20 protein-coding genes and 1 pseudogene are annotated in these 21,158 nt (G+C 57.6%); 8 read left to right on the forward strand and 13 right to left on the reverse strand.

Annotation, left to right across the window (positions count from 1 at the left end; translation table 11 throughout):
* Positions 1 to 38 precede the first annotated feature (38 nt).
* Both QNM96_RS14915 and QNM96_RS14920 read left to right on the forward strand, forming a co-directional pair.
* Positions 39 to 1,454, forward strand: a complete 1,416-nt coding sequence (locus QNM96_RS14915) for a class II fumarate hydratase (RefSeq protein WP_283837333.1) — start codon at positions 39 to 41, stop codon at positions 1,452 to 1,454.
* Positions 1,455 to 1,696: 242 nt separating this feature from the next.
* A complete protein-coding gene (locus tag QNM96_RS14920) occupies positions 1,697 to 1,930 on the forward strand; it encodes an HVO_2901 family zinc finger protein (protein ID WP_283837335.1) in 234 nt (77 codons plus the stop codon).
* Between the two features lie 274 nt (positions 1,931 to 2,204).
* On the opposite strand, the gene QNM96_RS14925 is transcribed toward QNM96_RS14920, so the two are convergent.
* From QNM96_RS14925 to QNM96_RS14935, 3 genes are all read right to left on the reverse strand, one after another.
* Positions 2,205 to 3,245: a tyrosine-type recombinase/integrase gene (locus QNM96_RS14925; RefSeq protein WP_283837337.1), complete on the reverse strand. Its 1,041-nt coding sequence runs from the start codon at positions 3,243 to 3,245 to the stop codon at positions 2,205 to 2,207.
* Positions 3,235 to 3,627 (reverse strand): DUF5805 domain-containing protein, encoded by a 393-nt coding sequence (locus tag QNM96_RS14930; protein WP_283837339.1) that lies wholly within the window; start codon positions 3,625 to 3,627, stop codon positions 3,235 to 3,237. The genes QNM96_RS14925 and QNM96_RS14930 overlap by 11 nt, the downstream gene beginning before the upstream one ends.
* A 343-nt stretch (positions 3,628 to 3,970) precedes the next feature.
* Entirely contained in the window at positions 3,971 to 4,096 is a 126-nt protein-coding gene (locus QNM96_RS14935; protein WP_283837340.1) for a hypothetical protein, read from the reverse strand.
* Positions 4,097 to 5,381: 1,285 nt separating this feature from the next.
* Between QNM96_RS14935 and QNM96_RS14940 the strand changes: the two genes are divergently transcribed.
* A complete protein-coding gene (locus tag QNM96_RS14940; RefSeq protein ID WP_283837341.1) occupies positions 5,382 to 6,710 on the forward strand; it encodes a 5'-deoxyadenosine deaminase in 1,329 nt (442 codons plus the stop codon).
* A gap of 44 nt (positions 6,711 to 6,754) precedes the next feature.
* On the opposite strand, the pseudogene QNM96_RS14945 reads toward QNM96_RS14940, so the two are convergent.
* The 3 genes and pseudogenes from QNM96_RS14945 to QNM96_RS14955 form a co-directional block, all read right to left on the reverse strand.
* Positions 6,755 to 8,094, reverse strand: a pseudogene (locus QNM96_RS14945) (transposase).
* A 194-nt stretch (positions 8,095 to 8,288) separates the two neighbouring features.
* Positions 8,289 to 8,669 carry a Rid family detoxifying hydrolase gene (locus tag QNM96_RS14950; protein WP_283837342.1) on the reverse strand — a complete coding sequence of 127 codons (381 nt, stop codon included), beginning with the start codon at positions 8,667 to 8,669 and terminating at the stop codon, positions 8,289 to 8,291.
* Between the two features lie 80 nt (positions 8,670 to 8,749).
* Positions 8,750 to 10,132, reverse strand: a complete 1,383-nt coding sequence (locus tag QNM96_RS14955) for a nucleobase:cation symporter-2 family protein (protein ID WP_283837344.1) — start codon at positions 10,130 to 10,132, stop codon at positions 8,750 to 8,752.
* Between the two features lie 146 nt (positions 10,133 to 10,278).
* Here QNM96_RS14955 and hpt point away from each other — a divergent pair, with 146 nt between their 5' ends.
* Positions 10,279 to 10,875 (forward strand): hypoxanthine/guanine phosphoribosyltransferase, encoded by a 597-nt coding sequence (gene hpt / locus QNM96_RS14960; protein WP_283837346.1) that lies wholly within the window; start codon positions 10,279 to 10,281, stop codon positions 10,873 to 10,875.
* 50 nt (positions 10,876 to 10,925) lie between these two features.
* On the opposite strand, the gene QNM96_RS14965 is transcribed toward hpt, so the two are convergent.
* From QNM96_RS14965 to dph2, 6 genes are all read right to left on the reverse strand, one after another.
* Positions 10,926 to 11,855, reverse strand: coding sequence for a hypothetical protein (locus QNM96_RS14965; RefSeq protein ID WP_283837348.1), 930 nt, complete (start codon positions 11,853 to 11,855; stop codon positions 10,926 to 10,928).
* A gap of 55 nt (positions 11,856 to 11,910) precedes the next feature.
* The gene (locus QNM96_RS14970; protein ID WP_283837350.1) at positions 11,911 to 13,755 is read right to left on the reverse strand and encodes an AAA family ATPase; all 1,845 of its coding nucleotides are present in this window, start codon (positions 13,753 to 13,755) and stop codon (positions 11,911 to 11,913) included.
* A 142-nt stretch (positions 13,756 to 13,897) separates the two neighbouring features.
* Complete coding sequence (locus QNM96_RS14975; protein WP_283837352.1) at positions 13,898 to 14,728, reverse strand: MBL fold metallo-hydrolase; 831 nt, start codon at positions 14,726 to 14,728, stop codon at positions 13,898 to 13,900.
* A 123-nt stretch (positions 14,729 to 14,851) separates the two neighbouring features.
* Positions 14,852 to 15,412 (reverse strand): hypothetical protein, encoded by a 561-nt coding sequence (locus tag QNM96_RS14980; RefSeq protein WP_283837354.1) that lies wholly within the window; start codon positions 15,410 to 15,412, stop codon positions 14,852 to 14,854.
* 317 nt (positions 15,413 to 15,729) lie between these two features.
* Positions 15,730 to 16,140 carry a hypothetical protein gene (locus QNM96_RS14985; protein ID WP_283837355.1) on the reverse strand — a complete coding sequence of 137 codons (411 nt, stop codon included), beginning with the start codon at positions 16,138 to 16,140 and terminating at the stop codon, positions 15,730 to 15,732.
* A gap of 191 nt (positions 16,141 to 16,331) precedes the next feature.
* Positions 16,332 to 17,381, reverse strand: a complete 1,050-nt coding sequence (gene dph2, locus QNM96_RS14990; protein WP_283837357.1) for a diphthamide biosynthesis enzyme Dph2 — start codon at positions 17,379 to 17,381, stop codon at positions 16,332 to 16,334.
* Positions 17,382 to 17,572: 191 nt separating this feature from the next.
* Between dph2 and QNM96_RS14995 the strand changes: the two genes are divergently transcribed.
* On the forward strand, positions 17,573 to 18,493 hold the full coding sequence (locus QNM96_RS14995) for a permease (protein WP_283837359.1): 921 nt from the start codon (positions 17,573 to 17,575) through the stop codon (positions 18,491 to 18,493).
* Between the two features lie 96 nt (positions 18,494 to 18,589).
* A complete protein-coding gene (locus QNM96_RS15000) occupies positions 18,590 to 19,621 on the forward strand; it encodes a hypothetical protein (RefSeq protein ID WP_283837360.1) in 1,032 nt (343 codons plus the stop codon).
* Positions 19,622 to 19,671: 50 nt separating this feature from the next.
* On the opposite strand, the gene QNM96_RS15005 is transcribed toward QNM96_RS15000, so the two are convergent.
* A complete protein-coding gene (locus QNM96_RS15005; RefSeq protein ID WP_283837362.1) occupies positions 19,672 to 19,863 on the reverse strand; it encodes a hypothetical protein in 192 nt (63 codons plus the stop codon).
* Between the two features lie 187 nt (positions 19,864 to 20,050).
* Between QNM96_RS15005 and QNM96_RS15010 the strand changes: the two genes are divergently transcribed.
* Both QNM96_RS15010 and QNM96_RS15015 read left to right on the forward strand, forming a co-directional pair.
* Entirely contained in the window at positions 20,051 to 20,452 is a 402-nt protein-coding gene (locus QNM96_RS15010; RefSeq protein ID WP_283837364.1) for a hypothetical protein, read from the forward strand.
* The gene (locus tag QNM96_RS15015; RefSeq protein ID WP_283837366.1) at positions 20,449 to 21,132 is read left to right on the forward strand and encodes an METTL5 family protein; all 684 of its coding nucleotides are present in this window, start codon (positions 20,449 to 20,451) and stop codon (positions 21,130 to 21,132) included. The genes QNM96_RS15010 and QNM96_RS15015 overlap by 4 nt, the downstream gene beginning before the upstream one ends.
* Positions 21,133 to 21,158: the final 26 nt, after the last annotated feature.

The raw sequence follows: 21,158 nt of genomic DNA on the forward strand, positions 1-21,158 counted from the left end.
TCGGTGGCTTTTACCTGACTCACCGACACACTCTGCGTATGGTAGACGATGGCGAGTTCCGCATCGAGGAGGACAGTCTCGGCGAAATGCAGGTTCCCAAAGACGCCTACTGGGGCGCACAGACCCAGCGGGCGATCCAGAACTTCCCCATCTCGGGAATCTCGTTCGGACGGCGGTTCGTTCGGGCCCTCGGCGTCGTCAAGAAGGCCGCGGCACAGGCGAATCGAGACCTCGGGCTCGTCGACGACGAAATCGCGGAGTCGATCATCGAAGCGGCCGACGAGGTCATCGCGGGTGAACACGACGATCAGTTCCCCGTCGACGTCTTTCAGACCGGTTCGGGAACGTCCTCCAACATGAACGCGAACGAGGTTATCGCGAACCGCGCCGCCGAAATCATGGGTGCAGAGGTCGGTGACCGTGTCGTTCACCCGAACGACCACGTCAACTACGGTCAGTCCAGCAACGACGTGATCCCCACGGCCATGCACGTTGCGTCCCTCGAGGCCGTCGAAAAGGACATCATCCCGGCGCTCGATACGCTTCGTGAGTCCCTCGAGCGGAAAGAAGACGAGTTCGACGACGTCGTCAAGACCGGTCGAACGCACCTTCAGGATGCGACGCCGGTCACGCTCGGCCAGGAGTTCGGAGGCTACCGGGCTCAGGTCGAAAAGGGACTCTCCCGGGTCGACAAGGTCCGCGATCACCTCTCGGAACTCGCACTCGGCGGAACCGCGACCGGAACGGGCCTGAACACCCACGAGGAGTTCCCCGGCCGCGCGGCGGAGTACATCACCAAAGAGACCGGCGTTCAGTTCCGCGAAGCCGACAATCACTTCGAGGCCCAGGCGGCCCACGACGCGATGTCCGAGGCACACGGCGCGCTTCGAGTCGTCGCTGGCTCGCTCAATAAGATCGCAAACGACCTCCGATTGCTCGCATCCGGTCCTCGAAACGGACTCGGCGAACTCGAGCAGCCCGAAAACCAGCCCGGCTCCTCGATCATGCCCGGCAAGATCAACCCCGTCGTCGCCGAGGCCGTCAACCAGGTCCACAAGCAGGTTATCGGAAACGACGCCGCGGTCTCTTCGGCCGCCGCCGAAGGCCAGATCGATCTCAACCTCTACAAACCAGTTCTCGCGCACAACTTCCTCGAGTCCGCCGAACTGATTGCGAACTCGAGTTCGATCTTCGCGGATCGATTCGTCGACCCGATCGAAGCGAACCGCGACCACTGTGAGTCGGCAGTGCTCGAATCGATGGCGCTCGCGACCTCACTCAACGTCCACATCGGCTACGACAAGGCTAGCGAAGTCGCCAAAACGGCGCTCAAAGAGGACAAAACCGTTCGCGAAGTCGCCCTCGAAAAGGAGTACCTCACCGAGGATGAGGCTGACGAGGTTCTCGATCCGGCCAAGATGACCGAACGAGGCATTCTCGGCCAGGACAAGTAGACCGATAGACTGACCGGTCGTAACACAGGACGTAACTGATTTCAGACACTAACTTTGGACGAGATCGCGCTCGCTTATCGCTTTCGAGAGGCGGAAAACGAGAGCCTTCGAATCCGAGGACTCCTCTCGTCGTTCGTTGTGCGTTCGTGGAACTGAATCGATAGAAAGGACGCCGACCAGAGCCGCTCGTGTAGAATAAGAGAACCCAAGCAGTTTTTACGGATGCTGTCGTCTGACGAAACATGCACACCTGTCGTAACTGTAATCAGTCGTTTCAGACTGAACTTGCGCTTGAGCTGCACCGGGATTCGTGTAAGAAATCACAACTTTGCTGTCACGTTTGCGGGGATCGATTTCGCGAGGGCGATGCGACGCGTGACGGATGGCACTACGAATGCCCGAACGACGATTGCGATGGGAACGGACTACAAGAGGATATTTTCAACGTCGGGGACGTCCGAACTGCAACACAGTAATTCGTCTGGGTGTCACTGATTCGGTTCTACGACGCGCTCTTTTCGATTTGAAGCCGCTTGTGGCGTCTCCGCTCTGGATCCGATTTAGGGCGTTGACCAGGATGGGTTCAGCCCCAGCTACCGCCTCGGAGAAGTTGGGTAGCATCTGTTGAGTATCTCCAGGGAGAGAATATGATATAGCGAAATACGATTTACTTGTCCGATTCGAGACGGCAGTTATTGAGTATGATTGTAGTAAACGAAATATCCGTATTAGCATTCGATAGAAAAACGCTCAGAAAAGGGAGTAGATGTTCCGCTCGTAAACCGTTCGAACCTGATCTCCCCAGTTGTGCGTGTAGGTGTCGATGATGTCGCTTGCGACGTCTCCGCGGAGATACTTCACGACGCCTCGGTCACCGGTCCGATCCCGAAGATGCGTAGTGAAAAAGTGCCGGAAGTAGTGAGGCGTCACGTTTTCGGTTGCACCGCCACCCGTGCGATACCAGCCCCGTTCTCGAGCGTGTTTTTCGACCATATAGCGAACGTCCGCCGGCGTGAGCCGCGCTCCCCAGGAATCGCCGGTATCGAGAAAGAGCGGTTCCGCGGGAGAGCGACTATCCGGTCGGATCGCGAGCCACTCGAGGAGAACCCGACGGAGCTCCTCATCAACGGGGATAATCGTGTCCCGTTCCCGTTTGTTCGACGCAGTTCGCTCCGCTCCGTTGGTGGTTGCCCCTCGAGAAGGCTCCGCGGAGACGAACAACGAATCCGGTCGGCGCTCGAGTTGCACGCGCGGATCGAGGTTGTACTCGAGGGCCGAAACGTCCGTATCGAGGTCTCGAACGTCGAGGTTACAGCATTCGCCGACACGCATTCCCGTTTTGAGCAGGGTAACGACGACGGCTCGCTCGAGGGGGTGACCGATCGAGTCGACGAACGAGCGCATTTCCGAAATCGAGATCTCACGCCGCGTAGGGTTCGTATCGATCGATTCGGACATTTCTTCCATGACCAGCGCCATGGGGTTGTCCTCGAAGGTTCCGACGCGGCTCATGTAGTCGTAAAACCGGTTGAGATACGAGGCGTAGGTCGCGATCGTACTCGGCTTTCGGCGTCCTCGAAGGGAATGGATCCAGGCCATGCACTCGCGTCGTTCGGCGCCGCCGGGCGAATCGACGTCGGCGAACTCCGAACCGACGTAGCTCTCGAAATCCCGTAGAACGCGTTCGTAGGCCTCGAGCGTCCGTTCGCTTTTCCCGTGATACCGCTGATCATCCAGGAAGTACTCGATCGGGTCGGAAACGGCTTCGGCCGAGTCGACTTCAGTCGCCATCGGTATCACCGGTAGTGGTGTATCCGCCGTGGCGGCCGCTGTATCGAATTCGATTTTCGGCCTGGAGTTCTTCGAGTGTCTCCTCGAGTCGGTCTTCGATGTTGTCACTTACTGCCTCGAGGAGTTCGTCCCACGAATACGTGTCAGAAGAAAGTAGTTTGAGCACCCGTGTTTCGAGGCCGTTACCCCTAGGGTTAGGGCCGCCAGAACGGGGTTCCTCGATCGGGGAATCGAACCCCTTTCGACCGGCTTGAACCATCGTTCGAATGAATTCGCTCTGGCTCATTCCGAGCTCTTCAGCGTGGGATTTCCACTCGTCTTTCTGGTACTCGGGAACGTACGTCTTCACAGATTTCCGAGTTGTTTCGGGCGACTCCGCCATACTGAACGCATTCGATTCCCGGACCTTCAATCCACCCCATATTTTGAGCTAAGTGATCTTATCTCGAATCTCATGACTCTATAGGCGCCAAATATAGTCCTAGAGCTTAAGATACAATTGCTCCGAAACACCACAATTTGAGATAAAATTCGAGCGCTGCAGCACTGACTTCGCTCAAAAACAGTGAGTCCCAAATCGAGGGGTCGCACATACCATCTCACTTATGCTGTTCGTTCCGCCATCATTCCAGCACTGAAAAAGGTAAATAAATATCGCCAAAACGCAGTTGTGGTGAGTATTTCTCCCGATCTTTCCGAACGACTCGGGGTGCTAGTGAACGCGTCTAATCTACGTGTTGATCGATCTCGAGAATCGCCCACTGTGGATCCCTCCAGTCAGTCCCGTCCATCGATCTGAATCGATAGATCGGGTGTTCGGTTTTCTCGACATCTTCGTAGTCATTGCTCACTGTATACGAGTGCGTTTCGGGTGGATAGATCAGTATGAGGGGTCAAAACCGGCTGGTTTGAGCGGAACACAGCGTCAAAAACGACGATGGGTCCGTAAACGTGGCCAACAACAAAGCGTCTTCACAGGACACTCAGGGGCTGTTAGAACGACTACAGACGTGTCGTTCCGTCGGTCGAGATCAGTTCCTGATGAGTTTCGGAGAGTGCTATCCTCGGTCAGGTATTCGCTTTGGAAAAAACCGGGACTCGAGTCGCAGCTATCGCTTTCGACTCGACGACTGTTTGTCGTCGATTCCAAACGAACACCGAATACTGTCGGTCCCAAGAACGAGTTTGGATGCGGAGTGAATTGGGTGGCATTGTTCCGTTTGCAGTTCAGACTCGAGTCTCGGGCGAATTGAATACATGGTGCGCTATCGAGAGCGGTGTTAGGTCACTCCGCGTGCGTTCCCCCCTGGATTCGCCACCCCAGAACCCGACTCGAGCCGTTTTCACAGACAGTCGAGGGAATTTCCCGACCCTAGGCCGGCTCGAAAATCCAACTGTGGCTTCGAACGTTGACTATACGCAAGCGATAGAAACACATCTGGGAGGTGCGGTTGAATCGTATGAGACCAACGGTATCCCATAGCCTGCGAGCGGCCGCTTTATATCCGTAAGTAGGGAGTCTGTGTCTCCTGTCTCTACTCGAGCATGAACAGGAGTCTACGGGAAAGGGCTGGTTCGGAAATTTTCGACCTTCCGTGAGTGAGCGAATCGGACCTAGACGCGGCCATAGTTTCTGCGAGGTCAGCAGGACTTCCCCCGCCAGACTGTCCAATGTCCGTGAAACCGCTGAATTCGCTTGATGACCAGCGAACACCGCTTGCTTGACACCGAGTCGACTTCACCAGCTGATCAACTTATTCTCCGCTTGTCTTTGTAGGTAGTTCGTTCGATGCGGGTACCACCGGACGACTGCCGTGTTCGGAGTTGGTCGATTCGAGTCTCGAGTCTGAATTCGGTTCAGCGAGGGTGATTCATAGAGCGAACTATCGGATGACCGGTCTCGTTCCTCAACCGTCGTTGCTTAGTTGGGAACTCTACCTGTGTAGTTAGTATTGGTTATTGTTGCCACACCCGTTACGACTGGGTAATGACACTATGTCTACGGTCGCTGTCGGACAGATAAATCCTATATCGCTATACCGAAGAGAGGGTGGCTCGAGGATGATGGTCCATCCATTCTCATCCCCATCGCACAGAACAAATCGTTTTGACCCTGGAACCGAATTCTGGGGATAGATGCTACTCTCCGGAACAGTTATCGCCGACTCGAGGTCCGTACTCGACGACGGCGCACTCGTCGTCGAAGGATCCGAGATCGCGGCGGTCGGCGACCGATCCGAAATTCGCGATCGGTATCCGGATCTCGAAGAACACGAACACGATATTCTAGCGCCGGGGCTCGTCGGCGGACACATCCATTCGGTGCAGAGTTTGGGGCGGGGAATCGCCGACGACTCTGAGCTCCTCGAGTGGCTATTCGAGTATGTCCTCCCCATGGAGGCGTCGCTATCGGGCGACGAGATGGAAATCGCGGCGACACTCGGCTACCTCGAGATGATCGAGAGCGGGACGACGACCTGTATCGACCACTTATCGGTAAACCACGCCGACAGGGCGTTCGAAGCCGCCGGCGAAAGCGGAATCCGCGGCGTGCTCGGGAAAGTGATGATGGACCAGCGCTCACCCGAGGGGCTTCTCGAGGAAACCGAAGAAGCGCTCGCCGAATCCGAACGGCTAATTCAGCGGTACCACGGCTCGTTCGAGGACCGAATCCGATACGCGGTAACCCCCCGCTTTGCAGTCTCGTGTACAGAGGAGTGTCTTCGGGGGGCTCGAGAGCTCGCTGACGCCTACGACGGTGTTCGAATTCACACGCACGCGAGCGAGAACCGAGGTGAGATCGAAACCGTCGAATCTGACAACGACATGCGAAACATCGAATGGTTAGACGAGGTCGGACTCACCGGCGAGGATGTCGTGCTCGCCCACTGCGTCTGGACGAACGAACGCGAACGGGAGATCCTCGCCGAGACGGGAACCCACGTCACCTACTGTCCGTCCTCGAACATGAAACTCGCGAGCGGCGTCGCGCCGATTATGGACTATCTCGAGCGCGGGATTCCGGTTGCCCTCGGAAACGACGGTCCGCCGTGTAACAATACGCTCGACCCGTTCACGGAGATGCGACAGGCGAGCCTGCTCCAGAAAGTCGACCGACTCGATCCGGTTGCGATCCCCGCAGAGGAAATATTCGAAATGGCGACGATAACCGGCGCAGAGGCGGCCGGTTTCGATAAACTCGGCGAGCTCCGCCCTGGATGGCGTGCGGATATCATCGGCATCGATACCGACAAAACGCGTGCGACGCCGTTACACGATCCGATCTCACACCTCGTCTTTGGAGCCCACGGTGACGACGTCGAGTTCACCATGGTCGACGGCGACGTGCTCGTCGAGAACGGTGAAGTCCGTTCGCTCGATGCACAGGAAGTTCGCGAGGAAGCGTCTGAAATCGCACTCGACCTCGAAGCGTACCGAGAGCAGACCGACGACGCGCGTCCTTGACATCCTCCTCGCCGTGAACGGCGAGGATTCCTCTCGTGGGAGTCTCAGTCGTTCCGAGCCTTCCCGAGAGCGATATTCCCACTCGGTGTGGTACTCTGGTTTGTGTATGCCTCGTTGGCCATTGTCTCCACGACGGAGGGCGGGCTATGGTGATCCTGCCATTCGTGATTGTTCCACTTGAGGTACACAGGCCGTGCCATCGACCTGACTTCGTTGTTCTGCTGTCTGAGGAACGACTCCGACGCTGTGAGATCAGCGTGTCCCTCGAATCCGCACGGACACGTCAACGTGTCCGCAAGCCGAACCGTCTCTTCGCGTTCACCACACTCTGGGCACGTCTGACTCGTCCATGCCTCTGACTCCTCCTTGACTGAGATACCGTATTCTTCACACACGCATTCAAGTCGATTGATGAACCGTCGGTACGCCCAGAAGTTGTGTGTCTTCTCGTTCACGCGAGCAGACCAATGCGTCGATAAGACGCCCGTGATATCGCCAACGTACAGTATGGATACATCGTCTTCGTGTAGGCGTTCCACGAGATCACGGACGAGCGCATCCTGTACGTGATCTCGGCGATTTGTACGCTTGCGATATAACCGGTCGATGCGGTTACTGGTCTTTCGCTGATTTTCGAGGAGTGACTGATAGTACGCGATTTCTTCGGTGGTTTCGCGGAACCGTTCGAATTCATCGCGCCCATCGTACAGGTATTGTGAGCCAGTTGTCGTGGTGCAAGCGACGAGGTTGTTCGCGCCGACATCCAAGGCGGCCTCTTCGGAGGTCAGTGGTGAATCCAATCGAGAATCGTCGATAGTGATTGGTTGGAAAGCCCTGAACGTGTCTGCAAGTTCGTCGTACACGAGTTCTAACCGGCCTTGCTCACCGCTCCACTTCGGATCACCGGTCACTTCAAGTCGGAGGCGATCTCGGTGTCCGAACCCGTATTCGTCTTTGAGATCGGACCCGATCGGCACTTCGAGCCGGGAGCGTTCCCCAATTTCGATGGTGTACTGGTCGTTACGAACGTACGTACGGAGCACACGCCCGTCTCCTTCGTTCCCCCAGTACCCGGGCGGACTAGGTTTCTCATCGAGCTTTCCCTCGTGGTACTTCTCGTTGAGCGAAAGGAACGACCGCCAGGCTTCGGTGTTCTTCCGGATAAGTTGCTGAGCAACGGAACTGCTAGAACACCTTTGTATTTGCCTTCGAGTGTTCCGGTGTCGACATCCCAGACACTGTCAGTGTTGTCTGAGAGGAACGCTTGACGGCGAGCGTAGTTGGTTTCGTTCCAAAGACTCGCAGATGCATCCAACCATCGAACGAACACCTCGCACTCCTTCTCGGAGCGAGGCCGAACGTTGAATCGGTTGGATCGCTTCATCACCTATCGTTACGATTCAAGTGTTTGTAAAACTACGGGATTGCGTTGGAGACTCGGCCTTGCTATCGAACACGAATTGTTCAAAAGTTGCCAGATTCATCCCGCCGTGAACGGAGAGGGACCTTCGGTCCCTCAAGCAGTCGGGCGTAGCCCGACGACGGCGAGGCTTTCTCCTTGCTTCTCCGTAATTGAATTCAGTCGTTCGTCGCGATCACTTCGATTTCTATGCCGACGCCTTTCGGTAGGTTTGCCACTTCGAACGCGCTCCGAGCCGGCGGCTCGTCGTCGAAAAAGTCCGCGTACGCCTCGTTCATCTCGTCGAACGCGTCGATGTCCTCGAGAAGAACGGTGACTTTGAGAACGTCGCTCATCTCGAGGCCTTCCTCGGCTAAGACTGCCTCGACGTTGGTGAGACTTTGGTCGGTCTGGACGGCGATCGGTTCGTCATCAAGCAGTTCACCCGACGGGGTCAGGGGAATCTGTCCTGCCGTAAAGACCAGGTCACCGTTCGTGGTCGCCTGACTGTACGCGCCGACGGCCGCCGGTGCGTCGTCCGTACTGATAATTCGTTTCATGAGTAGCTGTTACCGTCTAATCGCTTAAATATTGGTGAGCACTGTCACCCGAGGGTGAACGTTACTTCCACCCAGCTCGGTCAGTCGTCGCCAGTGGATGGGGCGTCATTTGCTGGGCCAACAGAATCGCTTGGCTCGTCGAACAACGGACTCGAGTCGCCCGGCACGAACGTGTTCAAAAGCAACGCGGAGAGTCCGGTCATGATGACTGCCTCGCCGAAGAACGTCTGTGCTCCCTGTGGAAGCCCCTGCAGTGCTTCGGGGACGACCGCGACGCCGAGGCCGAGACCCAGGGCAGTCGAAATGATGACCATATTCCGGCGGTTCATTTGTACGTTTAAGAACAGCAATCGCATTCCGCTCGCAGCGACCATGCCGACCATGACGAGAACGGCACCGCCGAACACCGCGTCCGGAATCGTCGTAACGACGGCTCCAGCGATCGGGCTCAGTCCCATGATCGTCAGAAAAATACCGCTGACCCCGACGACGTGTCTGCTCATGATGCCGGTGAAATTGACAATTCCGACGTTCTGGGAGAACGAGGTTACTGGGAACGAGCTAAATATCGCACCGATCGAACTCATGAGGCCGTCCGCGAAGATGCCACCGCGGAACTCCTCTTCGTCGGGATTGCGTCCCTCCGCAGCGGTGATTCCGGACATGTCACCGACCGTCTCCATCGCGGAAACGAGAAACAGGAACGCAAACGTGACGATCGCGACCGGATCGAAGGCGTAGCCGAACTCTCCAGGCGTCGGGATCTCGAACAACCCTGCATTGGCGATCGGACTGAAGTCGACGACCCCGACCGCGATTGCGACGAGGTAGCCGACGAGGATTCCGATGAAGACGCTCAAGATGCGCGCCATTCCCTCGAGGAAGAGGTTAAACAACACGGCGATCAGCAAGACGAGACCAGCGAGGCCGAGGTTCTGTACGGAGCCAAAGTCCGCTGCAGTCGGATCTCCACCCGCGGAGTACTCCATCCCCGTCGGGATGAGATAGAGTCCGATGATGATCACGATCAGCCCCGTTACCAGCGGCGGGAAAAACGGCTCGATGCGCCTGAACTGCCAGCCAATCAATCCTTCGACGAGAATTCCGGTGACCAGTATCGCTCCGAAGACAGCCGCCAACCCCTGTTGACTTCCGATTGCACTAGCCGCTCCGAGGAACGTAAAGCTCGTTCCCATGACGATCGGGAGTTTGGCGCCGACCGGTCCGATCGTGTACGCCTGTATAATCGTCGCGAGTCCAGAAAACAGCAGGACCATCTGGACGAGATACCCCGTATCCGCGGCCCCCAGACCGACTTCGCCTGCAACGAGGAACGCGACCGCGGTCGACGGGACGATCATCACCAGGACGTGTTGAATTCCGAGCGGAATCGCCTCCGACAACGGTGGTTTTTCGTCGAGTTCGTACGCGAGGTCTATTTTCCCATCCCTCTCCTCAGACATGAAGTGTTGTCTTTCACCTCTCAAATTCGGCATTTATATGTTCTCCTCTCGAGGAACGGCGCGGCTCTCCGATCGAAGCGTCGTCTCCCCACTGAGGGACCAAGAGCCAATCAATAGCTTTTATTTGCGCCACAAGAAGTATCAGCATGGAGAAACTGGAGCGATCGGTTCACGACGCGCCGATCATCGAGAAGGACGACTACGAGTACCTCGTCCATCCGATCAGCAACTGCGTCCCAGTGCTCGAGCCCAGCCTGCTTCGAGAAGTGGTCACTCGGATCGTCCGCGCCGCAGAACTCGAGAACGTCGACAAAATCGTCACCCCGGCCGCGATGGGGATTCACATCTCGACCGCCGTCTCGCTGGCGACTGATATTCCGCTCGTCGTTATTCGCAAACGCGAGTACGGTCTCGAGGGTGAAGTCTCGCTCACACAGGAGACGGGCTACTCGGAGAGCGAGATGTACATCAACGATGTCGACGAGGGCGACAACGTCCTCTTGCTCGATGACATGCTCAGCACCGGCGGGACGCTCCGAGCGATCACCGAAGCGCTCGAGTCCATCGGTGCGAACATCGTCGATATCGTCGTTGCGATGCGGAAGGTCGACGGCGGCGATGCGATGGTCGACAGCGAGTACGACGTCGCGTCGTTGCTCGATATCGTCGTTCGCGACGGCGAAGTCACGATAATACGCGATGAGGAAGAACGTCAACTTGTCGACGACCAACCCGCGACGTAACGAACGGGGTCCTGTCGGTTCCGACGTGCAGTCTGGCTCGAGTTGTGTCGTTACTCGCCGAGACCGACCGCGAGTTCGGTTTCCGTGTCGCCGTCCGCTAACAGTGAGCGAACGCCAGCGATAGTCTCGTCCGCTTCAACGGTATTTTCCATCAGTACCGTCTCGCTCGGAAACAGCTGTTCGCCGAGCAAGAGGCCGTGCTCTCGAGCGGTCGAGCCGGTAACCGTCAGGTAGACGCCGACGCCGGCGTCGGCAATGGCCGCTTCCTCTTCGATCGTCGGATCCGGATGCTCGAAGCGGATGCCTTCAAGCGCTTCTGTGCCGAGAACGGCCTGGACCAGCCGTTCGTACCGCGGTACGATACATAGCGGTCCGGTGTACTCCTCGAGGAACGCTCGGTCGATCGATTCGGACGACGGCGTCGCGTCCGGGGTCGCCATCAACGTGTGATAGACGGTATCCCCCAGACCGGTGACGACTTGCACGTCGGTGTCCGACGGATCGATTCGGGCGTTGATATCCGCGATGCGCTGTAGCGGGTCCGCACGCAGTTCGACGACCTCCTCGAGGACGAGGTCGGCGCTGTCGAATCCCAGCGCGAATTCGTGGGTTCGAAGCGCGCGAAACGGTTCCTCTCGACCGACGAGTTGTACCGACGTTCCGGACGGAACGCCGTCGACTCCCTCGAGCGGGATGGTGACGCTATCGAAGACGATCCGACGCGGTTTCCCCGCGCGGTCGTCGCGCAAGAGGGTATACTCGGGTTCGGTTGGGTCGCCGACGGTACTGTAGTCTGCGAGACGATGGTACACGTCGCGGTCGCACGAAAGGGTGTCTTTCGTGAGCGCTTTCTCGTGACGAAGCGTCGAACTGACGTCGTCCGCGAGATCGTCGACTCCCAGTCGGGTCGCTAGCCGATCCAGTACTGACTCGAGTGGTCGTCCTTTTCGAGGAATCGCGATCGGGATCGTCTCGCCCATTGGCCCAAAATCCACAACCGAGCAGTAAACGAGTTGCGTTTTGTCGCTCCGGGAGTCAGTTAGAGAACATCGAACCGAGCTGATCGCGCCAGTCGTTCAGTTCGGCGATGTCTTCCGAAAGCGTCTCGACCTCCGTCTCGACGTCTTCGACCGTCTGTTCGACTTCCGAAACGGTTGCCTCGACGTCGTCGACCGATTCCTCGACGGTCGAGACGGTCGTTTCGACGCCCTCGACGGTTTCTTCTACTTCCGAGACCGTTCCTTCCACGTCGTCGACGGACGCCTCGACCGTCGTAACGGTGTCTTCGACGTCTTCGACCGTTTGCTCGACTTCCGAGACCGTTCCTTCTACGCCCTCGACGGACGCTTCGACGGCTTCGACATCCTCGACCACGCCACCGACATCGTCCTTGAGCTCGGTGACGTCGGACTTGGTCGTCCCGACATCATCTTGGAGGTCGTCGACGACGCTTTGGGTCTCTCCGATCTCGGATTCGAGGTCGTCGAATCGAGTATCGATGCCATCGACTTCCTCCGAGAGGGTATCGAGTTGGTCCGTCGCCGAGTTCAGCTCCTCGCCAAACAGCGCCGTCTCGGATTCGACGTGATCGACGTCCGAAACGACCTCCTCAAGTTCGGATTCGGTGGCGCTGACACGTCCCTTCATCGAGCCCAGTTCCGATTCGACGCCCTCGAGTTCGGACCTGAACTGCTCGATGATCTGCTCGCCGGTCCCATACTCGTCGAGGAACTCTTCGATCGCCCCCGAGTAGGCGGCCACTTCCTCGACGCGTGATTGGAGGTGATCGACCCTCGCGAGATCCGGGCCGTTCATTTCGATATCGAGTTCGGAACGAAGGATCTCGAGATCGCGTTCGCTAACGGATCCGGATCGGATTTCGTCCGCGAGTCGGGCACTGACGGAGTGAGGGTCGTCGGTTGGTGTCACGCTCACGTCCGTCTCAGACTCGGATTCGCCGTCGTCGGCTGGCTCCGTCTCGAGTTCGTCGTCATCGGCCGTCTCGGACGCTGATTCTTCGCCGCCACGCGCGTCGGCTTGGTCGGAGTCGGCGTCGGTGTCGGGCCCGAGACCGAGTTCGGCTTCGGGATCGTCGACCGACTCCGTCTCGTCGTCTTCCGGACTCGGAATGTTGTCTTCCTCGAAGTCGAGGTCGACACCGGCGGAATCCGCCGTATCGTCGTCCTGAGTCCCTTCTGTCTCCGCGCGGTCCTCGTTTTCATTGTCTTCCGCGTCGTTCTCGAGGCCGAGATCATCGGCGTCGTCCGCCTCGGAAGCGACTTCGTCCGCCGCAGGTTCGTCCACGGCTGGTTCTTCGGGAGAGGATTCGTCGTCGAGACCGGGGACAGCGTCGGAGTCCCCGGAAATCATGTCTTTGACGACCTGATTCCGGTCGTCGGTGATGATTTCGTCGATCATGGTGTCGTCGACTTCGTTGCTGGCCGCCGACTCGGATCCGCTCTGTGAGTCGTCTCGGCCGTCCGTATCGCCGGCCGACTCGTCCCTATCCGCGCTCGTTTCGACGTCGACAGTCGTCGAATCGGTCAGGAATGGAGCCGCCTCCGACTCGTCTCCGATGCGGATGCCGTAGACGGTGACGAGCGTCTCTTCGGGGGAGAGCGTTCGCGTAAATTCAACGTGATGGTCCTGGAACGCGGTCCAGTCTTCGCTGTAGTAGTTGGGATGGAACCCGACGCCATCCATCGGGAACGATTCGGGAATCTCCTCGGAAACGTTGACGGTGATCGCTTCGTCGCGGTCCGAGTCGATTTCGAATCGAATTGCAGGAACTGGGAATTCGTCGGCTGCAAATAGTTTCCGAACAGTCACCCCATCAGAACGTGTTTCGATTACCTCGTCTATGTCAGCGGCTGAACTCATGAGAGCAATATTAACTTACCATTACTATAAATTGCACGGCAGTGTCGGCAGTGGCGATTTGAACCGTCAGGAGGCTAAAATGCCCAAAAATTGGCCATTCCGGCTCGGCGAGTGCAGGAAACGGACCGAACCCACAGACGGATCAGAGGTCGACTCTGTCTCCGATTTCGATGATCTCGAGGTCCGTTGGATATTCGAAACTGTTCGCATGGTGAAAGAGTGCCTTCGGGTCCGCGGTCAGCCCTCGCCACATGTCCCAGTGACTCGGACAGAGGGTGTCGAGTTCGAGTGCGCTCGCCGCCTCGATGATCTGGTTTTCGTCGTTGTACCAGCGGGTTCGTTTCGGCTCGCCGGTCTCCTTATCGGGAACGTTGCCGACGGTGCCGAACGCGAGGACGCCGATGTCGATATCGTATTCGTCGCCGATTCGCTCGAACTCGTCCGACGGTTTCGTATCGCCGCCGTGGAAGAACGTTCCCGCCTCGTGCTCGATAACGTAGCTAACCGGATGGGTTGCGTCGGGATCGTTCGCCTTCTCGATGTGTACGGTAAACTCGCCGATTTCGACTGTATTGCCCTCCGTAACCTCTTCGAACTGCTCGTCGGTAACGTCCCACTCGTCGGTCCAGCCCTCCTCTCGAGTGACGGCGAGGCTGTCGTCGGGGCCGTACAGCGTGGTACCGGTGTTCTCGAGAATCGGGGCCTGGCTCGGGCCGTCGACGTGGTCCGTGTGTTCGTGCGTTGCGAGGATCGCATCGGCGTCGGTGATATCTGCCGGATCGAAGGGGATCGGAATCATCCGAACGGTCCGCGGTGGGTCTCCGATTCCCACGTAGGGATCAATAAACACCGTCGTCCCGTCGGTCCCTTTCAGTGCGAATCCGTTACAGCCGAAGTACCAGATAGCGACGCCATCCGGGTCAGCATCCTCAATCGCACGAACAAGCCACTCGTCCCAGTCGCTCGTTGTCATACGTGTGTTTGTTCGGAGTGAGTGCGTAAGTGTTGTCGTTTCGGCTTCAGTTCGCGATAGCTGGGGTCGGACCGTTTTCGACGGAACGCTTCGAGAAGAGTCGGTCCAGTGGTTGAATTCTCACTAGGCCGAGGCCGAAAGGTCAACGATCATTGCTGCCTCGTCGTCTCGGTCATCTGGTATTTGGGACCGAACCAGGTTCGCGTCAGGATCGTACTCGATCAGCCCGGCGTCGGCGAGCAGCGGCAGATCCGTGTGGGTGATGAGTCCTTGAATGCGCTTCCAGTCCCCGGTCGAAACCGGTCGGTTTTGGTCGTCTCGAAGTCGCTGGCTGAGCTCGACCGAAACTGACTCGACCGTTATAGCGTGGGATTTTTCTGCGAGACTTTCGAGAACGTATCGACGACGCGGATCGGCTACCGCATCGAACAGCGCATCCATTTCTTCGGCGTTTTTTTCTGAAAACTCACAGATGTCTTGAATATCTGCCTCGAGATCGGCGGGGTCGACGGCTGCCGTCGCGCGCCTGGTCTCGGTATCGTAGGCGATCAATCCCGCATCCGAAAGAACCGGAAGATGCCGATGGTGCAAATCGACCAGAAGAGACTCGATAGACCCGGTTTGTAGCTCTTCGTCGCTGCTCTCGAGTCGTTTCGCGAGGTCCGACGCCGCGACCGTTGACATTGGCGAGTCGAATAACAGTGTAACGAGACGCCGCCGAACAGGGCTAGCAATCGCGTTAAGCACGGCATCGAGTTGTTTCTCGTCGCCAGTTGCATGTTTACTCGTCGGACCGTACGCATAGTTCGTCATTACTGCTTCTGGGGACGCCATCTCATTAAGCACGTTCCCAAACTCTGTAGGATTGTTCGAATGAACAGTCGCTCCGCTAGCACTGTTCGCTCGTTGCAACGGATCCAGTGTAATCGCACAAATCGTAAAAACGACCGCTCCGTGTCGTATTTCGGACTGCAATTTTCCAGGGGTTGTCTGGGATCGGCTCACTCTCCCTTCCCTAATCCCAGCGCGAACGATCCAAGTCCGGTGATCACGAGAACGAAATCCAGTATGCCACCGAGCACCGGGACTGCAGAGACGAGAGAAACGAGCAGTGCTCCAACGACCAATCCTTGCCAATACCGTGACCCGCCGACGAGCGAGGTTCCAACCGCAACCGTTGCCAAAACGCTGCCGAGCAAGAGGGCGATCACGAAAACGATCATGCCGGGAATAAGTACCAACACACCGACGATCGTGATGATGAGAACGACTGCGCTTCCAATAGCGATAACGAGTGCCAGCAGTCCGTACAGGAACGACTCACCGGGCAGGGAGCGCATACGGTCGACGTTTCGCTTCGACGATTCCGGTGCAATTGCGAGAACGAGCGTCCCGATGAGCAACGTTCTCACGAACTGACCGACGATTTCGCCGAGGATCGAAACCGTGGGAGGAGTCGGTGATTGAGGTCAGGGCTCACCTGTGTGATGGAACCGAGCAATGAACCCAGCTCGACACTCACTGGGACCGCGATGGGGGACATGCCTCTATCGAGAGTTGAGGCTCATAAATGTTTTATGAGTGGCAGATTACTGAAACTGCCTTACCAGGTACCGTGGAAGGTATCGAACTCGAGGCTATCGAGCGGTTCGTGGCCGACGGCGATTTCGTACTCGCCGGGGGTAAGCATCGGCTTGTGGAACTGCGGGCCGTCGTCGGTCGTGATCCGCGGACAGCCGGTGTTGACGAACGCGTCCATGTCGAAGTTCCGAAGCCGGTCTGGCGTGACTTCGTCCATCGTGATGAGGTAGGCGTTGTCGTTTTCGTCGAGAATGTCCTGGGCTTGCTCCCAGCGACCCTGGCCGATTTTGGTACAGAAGATGACGCCCCACTTTTTGGCGTCCATCGCGCGGTGGATCGCGCCGTAGCGCTGTTTCATGAACTTTTCAGTATCCGCGACGGTGACGACGTTGTTGACCGGATCGGCGATGACGACGTGTTTGTCGGGGTGTTCCATCGCAAGGCCCAGCGGGTGGAACTTGCCGCCGCCGACGTAGAGGATCTGATTCGCCGGCACGTCCGCACTCGCGTAGTTACATCCGAGCACCTGCCCTTCGTGGGTCAATCGCTCGTCGCCGCGACGGCTGTCGACGTCGTAGCCGTGCTCCTCGAGGAACGCTTTCATTTCCTCGTAGAGGTTCATGTGCTGGGCGGTTGTCACGAGGCCGACATCGGGGTCGTCTTCGGGATCCTCGAGCGTCTCGAGGGCTTCGTCCATGATCGGCGTGACGTCGACGTTCGAGAACAGGGGCACGTAGATCACCTTGTCCGTGTCCTTCATCGGCGAGTGGCCGAAGTGAACGAAGACGTCGGTGCGTTTCATCAGGTACGTATCGAGGTCGCAGGCTCCGTAACAGGGCTGTCCCGAGAGCATGATCGTCACGTCCTCGCCGACGCGTTCTCGGAGGTCGTCTGCGACCTTCGGCCCGCGGCGCTTGAGGCCTTCTGGGAACTGAAGTCCGACTTTGGTGGCGTCGCGTTCGTTAATCTCGTCGACGATCCGCTCGAGTTCGTAGTCCCACTCTCGATCGTGCTTGAGGCTCATCCCGGTGTTTCGGAGGTCTCCCTCGCTGTACTCCGACTGCTGGCTCATTACAATTTCATTCGTGGGCGCACGTAAAACGGCGGCGCTTTCCGTCCCAATTACGAAATCGGTCCTTTCGGCCCTCGTCATGGAGGGATAATTTTCCAACCGAGTTTGGCGACACTGAGAGGGTACTGTTGGGTATCGTCACGTTCTCGTGGTCCGAAAAGTCATGGTACTGCAGTCTAAATGGGGTGTCAATGGTAGCACGAGGCGATTCGGACGGATACCTATTCGACCTCTACCGCCAATACATTGGCGAGCCGTCGGGTCGAAACGACATCTATGTTGGATTTGGCCTGTTCTTCGGTGGTATCGGACTCGCGGTTACAGCATTGGTGCTTTTTATTTGGGGGAGCACCCACGAACCCCGGTCGACGACGTATGTAATGTGGACGGAACCGGCCTACGGGTTCGGGATGCTGTCGCTTCCGGCGATGATGCTCGGCATAGTCGTTTTGTTACCCTCGAACCGACGGATGTTGTATACGTCCGTAGCGGGTGCAACGGTGACATTCGTTGCCGTCATGGGATTCTTCTATGCGTACCCCCTAGACTGGAACGGCCACGGACAGGATTACACGGTGGAAGTTGTCGCAGTGTACGCGGTCGGCGTCGCGGGACTCATCGCGTCGACAGGCGGCGCACTGATCGCTCACTATCTCGAGCTCGCACAATCGGCTGGAGTCGGGGGCGGGAGTTCGCTCAAGGAAGAAGAGGCGGACGAGTCCTATACCGATGCGGAGATTCAACAGGATATCGACGCCGCGATGGAAGACGTCGAACTCTCCTGGGGCGGCGTCGAAAAGGGCGACAATACGAGCCTGAGTTTTAGCGGTCACGAGTTCGACAACGTCGAGATTGACAATACCGCAACGACGACCCGATCGTCCGGCGTCGATTCGCAGGTGGCGGGGCTCAAGGGGCTCAAAGGCGGCGAAACGAAGACAACGACCTCGAGTTCGTCCGTCGAGGACCAGACGGCGAAACTCAAAGAACTCAGGGAACAAAAGCGGGCCGAAGAAATGGCGACGGACGACTCAAGCCGTGCCCTCGAGACCGTGACAAAACCGGTCGGTTCAGTTGCCGAACGGTTGCGCGAACTCTTAGGTCGAAATTAATTCCGTTGCAACGGGACAACTGTCAGTTCTCGTTACCGTGTTCGAGATAAAAATAATCCACATAGATTTATAAGTTGTCGGTGGCCTTCCCAAACTATGGCCAAAGGCCTAGACGTTGGGACAATGAACATCCTGTCTGCCCAACAGGATGGCGACGACACGGTATTCGTACAGCAACGCAACTCCTTCGTAGAGATAGAGTACTCGGATATGGCCGAGCAGATGCTCTCCCGAAGCGAAGTCCTCCACATCCGAAAGGACGACAAAGTGTACGTCGTTGGCGACGACGCGCTGAACTTCGCGAACATCTTTAACAAGGAAACGCGGCGACCGATGAAACACGGGATCCTCTCGAACGACGAGAAGTCCGCCATCCCGATGATGAAACTCATCATCGAACAGGTCGTCGGCGAACCGACGTATCCGGACGAAAAGCTCTACTTCTCGACCCCAGCAGATCCGATCGACGACGATCTCTCGACGCTTTACCATCAGAAGACGATCGAGTCGTTCCTGAACGATATGGGATACGACGCCGAGCCGATCAACGAGGGGATGTCCGTTATCTACTCCGAACTCGCGGACAACAACTTCACCGGTCTCGGTATCTCCTTCGGTGCAGGGATGACGAACGTCTGTCTGGCGTACTACGCGGTCCCTGTCATGAAATTCTCCGTCGCCCGCGGTGGCGACTGGGTCGACGAACAGGCCGCTCGAGCGACCGGTACGCCGGTCGACAAGGTTACATCGATCAAAGAAGACGACTTCGAACTCGACTTCACGACGGACATCGGCGGCGTCGAAGGTGCCCTCTCGATTTACTACGAGAACCTTCTCGATTACGTCATCGAGAACATCGTCAGCGAGGTCGACGAGGAGGACGTCGAGGAAGGTCTCGACGTCCCCGTCGTCGTCACCGGCGGGACCTCGAGCCCGAGCGGGTTCGAGGACCTGTTCCGTGACCACCTCGAGGACGCGAACATTCCGTTCTCGATCAGTGGCGTTACGCACGCGAACGAACCGCTCTACAGCGTCGCACGTGGTGGCCTCGTCGCCGCCCGTTCGGACGAAGATGTCGACCACGACCGCGACGACGAAGAAGTAGAAGCGGCCACGGCGAACGAATAACAGCGACTTCACCGTCGCTTTCACCTGCTGTAAACCCCCATTGGCGCAGCTTACTCTTCATCGGTACTCTCGGTTATGTCGTAAAACCGATTGAAGGCGTCCCGCCACGATTCGAGTTCTGGGAACTCCCGTTCGTGTTCAACAGGAACATCAGCATACCCACAATGGCTACACGTCACCGTCGTCACGTCGGCGAGCGAAAGCCGCTCGAGCGGGGACGAACATCGTGGACAGTTCTCCATACTGGTTTCTGTTACGGCACGTTCTTAACTTTATCTCAGACTCGCTTGAGCGAGTACCGATTCGCCGCTGAATTTGACTACTTATTTGTCTCGGTTCGAGCTACTCCGGGAGTGTCTCAAACGGAATGGGATATAACTACTAGACATTTACAAAACCTTTTGTATGCGGCTTACGTATCCCCGTACAATGAGTACGTCATCGAACCCCACTATCGATCAAACGATCGAACAGTGTCAACCCGAAGACATTACCCCCGTTCGGCTCGAGGCAGAGACCGTCGAGTCGACCTCACCCAGCTACCTTCGCGAACTCAAATCCGAACTGCAGGAAAACGGCCTCTTTCCCGCTGGGCTGACGATCGAGGTCTCGTTCGACGAAGATTGTTCGCTCATCACTCAACGGGAAGCCGACCGAATTCGAGAGTACGTTCGCGCCGGTTCGTTCCTCGGCGTCGGCTCGGTCCACGTTTCCGTCGACGACGTGGCAAATCCCGAAAAGGTTCGACCCGCACTCGACGCTTGCTTCGAGCGAGCACGACGGGACGGAATCGCACTCGAGATCGATTCGTCGGTGCCCCTCGAGCGGTGAGCGTGCCCTCGAGGCGAACGATCGCGCGTCGGTTAGAGGGCGTTGCGGATTTTCGGGAACCGTCTGCTGACTTAGAGCAGTATCTCACACCGCCCGAAGTCGCGGCCCATATCTGCCATTTCGCTTCGTTACAGGGAGATTTAGCCGGCGACACCGTCGTCGATCTGGGAACCGGAACCGGGATGCTCGCGATCGGTGCTGGTCTCTGCGATGGCGACCGCGTCGTGGGGATCGATACCGATCCCGACGCGCTCGCTCTCGCTCGTCGAAACGAGCAGTCTGTACTCACCGGCCATTCCGTCGACGGTGTTTCGAACGAGGAATCAATGGTTCGCACTCCTCTCGAATGGGTCCGCGGTGACGTCACCCGCCCGCCGTTGTCAGTTACTGACGCGACGGTGCTCTCGAACCCACCGTTCGGTGCTCAGCGAGGGAACCGCCACGCCGACCGCGACTTTCTCGAGACGACCCGCTCGATCGCCGCGACATCCTACACGATCCACAACGAGGGTAGTCAGGAATTCGTCGAATCGTACGCGGACGACGCCGGTGGAAGCGTTACTCACGCGTTCCGCGCGACGTTTTCGCTGGATAACCGACTGGAGTTTCACACCGACGAATCCCGGACACTCGAGGCGGAAGTGTTTCGAATCGAGTGGGACTCGGGCGATCGGCAGTAACGCTCGATCACCGCCGACGCGGTGGC

It is taken from the genome of Halostagnicola sp. A-GB9-2, from assembly GCF_030068615.1.
Classification (GTDB): domain Archaea; phylum Halobacteriota; class Halobacteria; order Halobacteriales; family Natrialbaceae; genus Halostagnicola.

Bases quoted from the DNA above. Each gene is read 5' to 3' on its own strand.
- QNM96_RS14995 (WP_283837359.1), top strand. From the start codon at position 17,573: ATGGTAGCACGAGGCGATTCGGACGGATACCTATTCGACCTCTACCGC.
- QNM96_RS14940 (WP_283837341.1), top strand. From the start codon at position 5,382: ATGCTACTCTCCGGAACAGTTATCGCCGACTCGAGGTCCGTACTCGAC.
- QNM96_RS14980 (WP_283837354.1), bottom strand. From the start codon at position 15,412: ATGTCAACGGTCGCGGCGTCGGACCTCGCGAAACGACTCGAGAGCAGC.
- QNM96_RS14925 (WP_283837337.1), bottom strand. From the start codon at position 3,245: ATGGCGACTGAAGTCGACTCGGCCGAAGCCGTTTCCGACCCGATCGAG.
- QNM96_RS14955 (WP_283837344.1), bottom strand. From the start codon at position 10,132: ATGTCTGAGGAGAGGGATGGGAAAATAGACCTCGCGTACGAACTCGAC.
- QNM96_RS14915 (WP_283837333.1), top strand. From the start codon at position 39: ATGGTAGACGATGGCGAGTTCCGCATCGAGGAGGACAGTCTCGGCGAA.
- QNM96_RS14930 (WP_283837339.1), bottom strand. From the start codon at position 3,627: ATGGCGGAGTCGCCCGAAACAACTCGGAAATCTGTGAAGACGTACGTT.
- QNM96_RS15000 (WP_283837360.1), top strand. From the start codon at position 18,590: ATGGCCAAAGGCCTAGACGTTGGGACAATGAACATCCTGTCTGCCCAA.
- QNM96_RS14970 (WP_283837350.1), bottom strand. From the start codon at position 13,755: ATGAGTTCAGCCGCTGACATAGACGAGGTAATCGAAACACGTTCTGAT.
- QNM96_RS14950 (WP_283837342.1), bottom strand. From the start codon at position 8,669: ATGAAACGAATTATCAGTACGGACGACGCACCGGCGGCCGTCGGCGCG.
- QNM96_RS14920 (WP_283837335.1), top strand. From the start codon at position 1,697: ATGCACACCTGTCGTAACTGTAATCAGTCGTTTCAGACTGAACTTGCG.
- QNM96_RS15010 (WP_283837364.1), top strand. From the start codon at position 20,051: ATGAGTACGTCATCGAACCCCACTATCGATCAAACGATCGAACAGTGT.
- hpt (WP_283837346.1), top strand. From the start codon at position 10,279: ATGGAGAAACTGGAGCGATCGGTTCACGACGCGCCGATCATCGAGAAG.
- QNM96_RS14965 (WP_283837348.1), bottom strand. From the start codon at position 11,855: ATGGGCGAGACGATCCCGATCGCGATTCCTCGAAAAGGACGACCACTC.
- QNM96_RS14975 (WP_283837352.1), bottom strand. From the start codon at position 14,728: ATGACAACGAGCGACTGGGACGAGTGGCTTGTTCGTGCGATTGAGGAT.
- dph2 (WP_283837357.1), bottom strand. From the start codon at position 17,381: ATGAGCCAGCAGTCGGAGTACAGCGAGGGAGACCTCCGAAACACCGGG.
- QNM96_RS15005 (WP_283837362.1), bottom strand. From the start codon at position 19,863: ATGGAGAACTGTCCACGATGTTCGTCCCCGCTCGAGCGGCTTTCGCTC.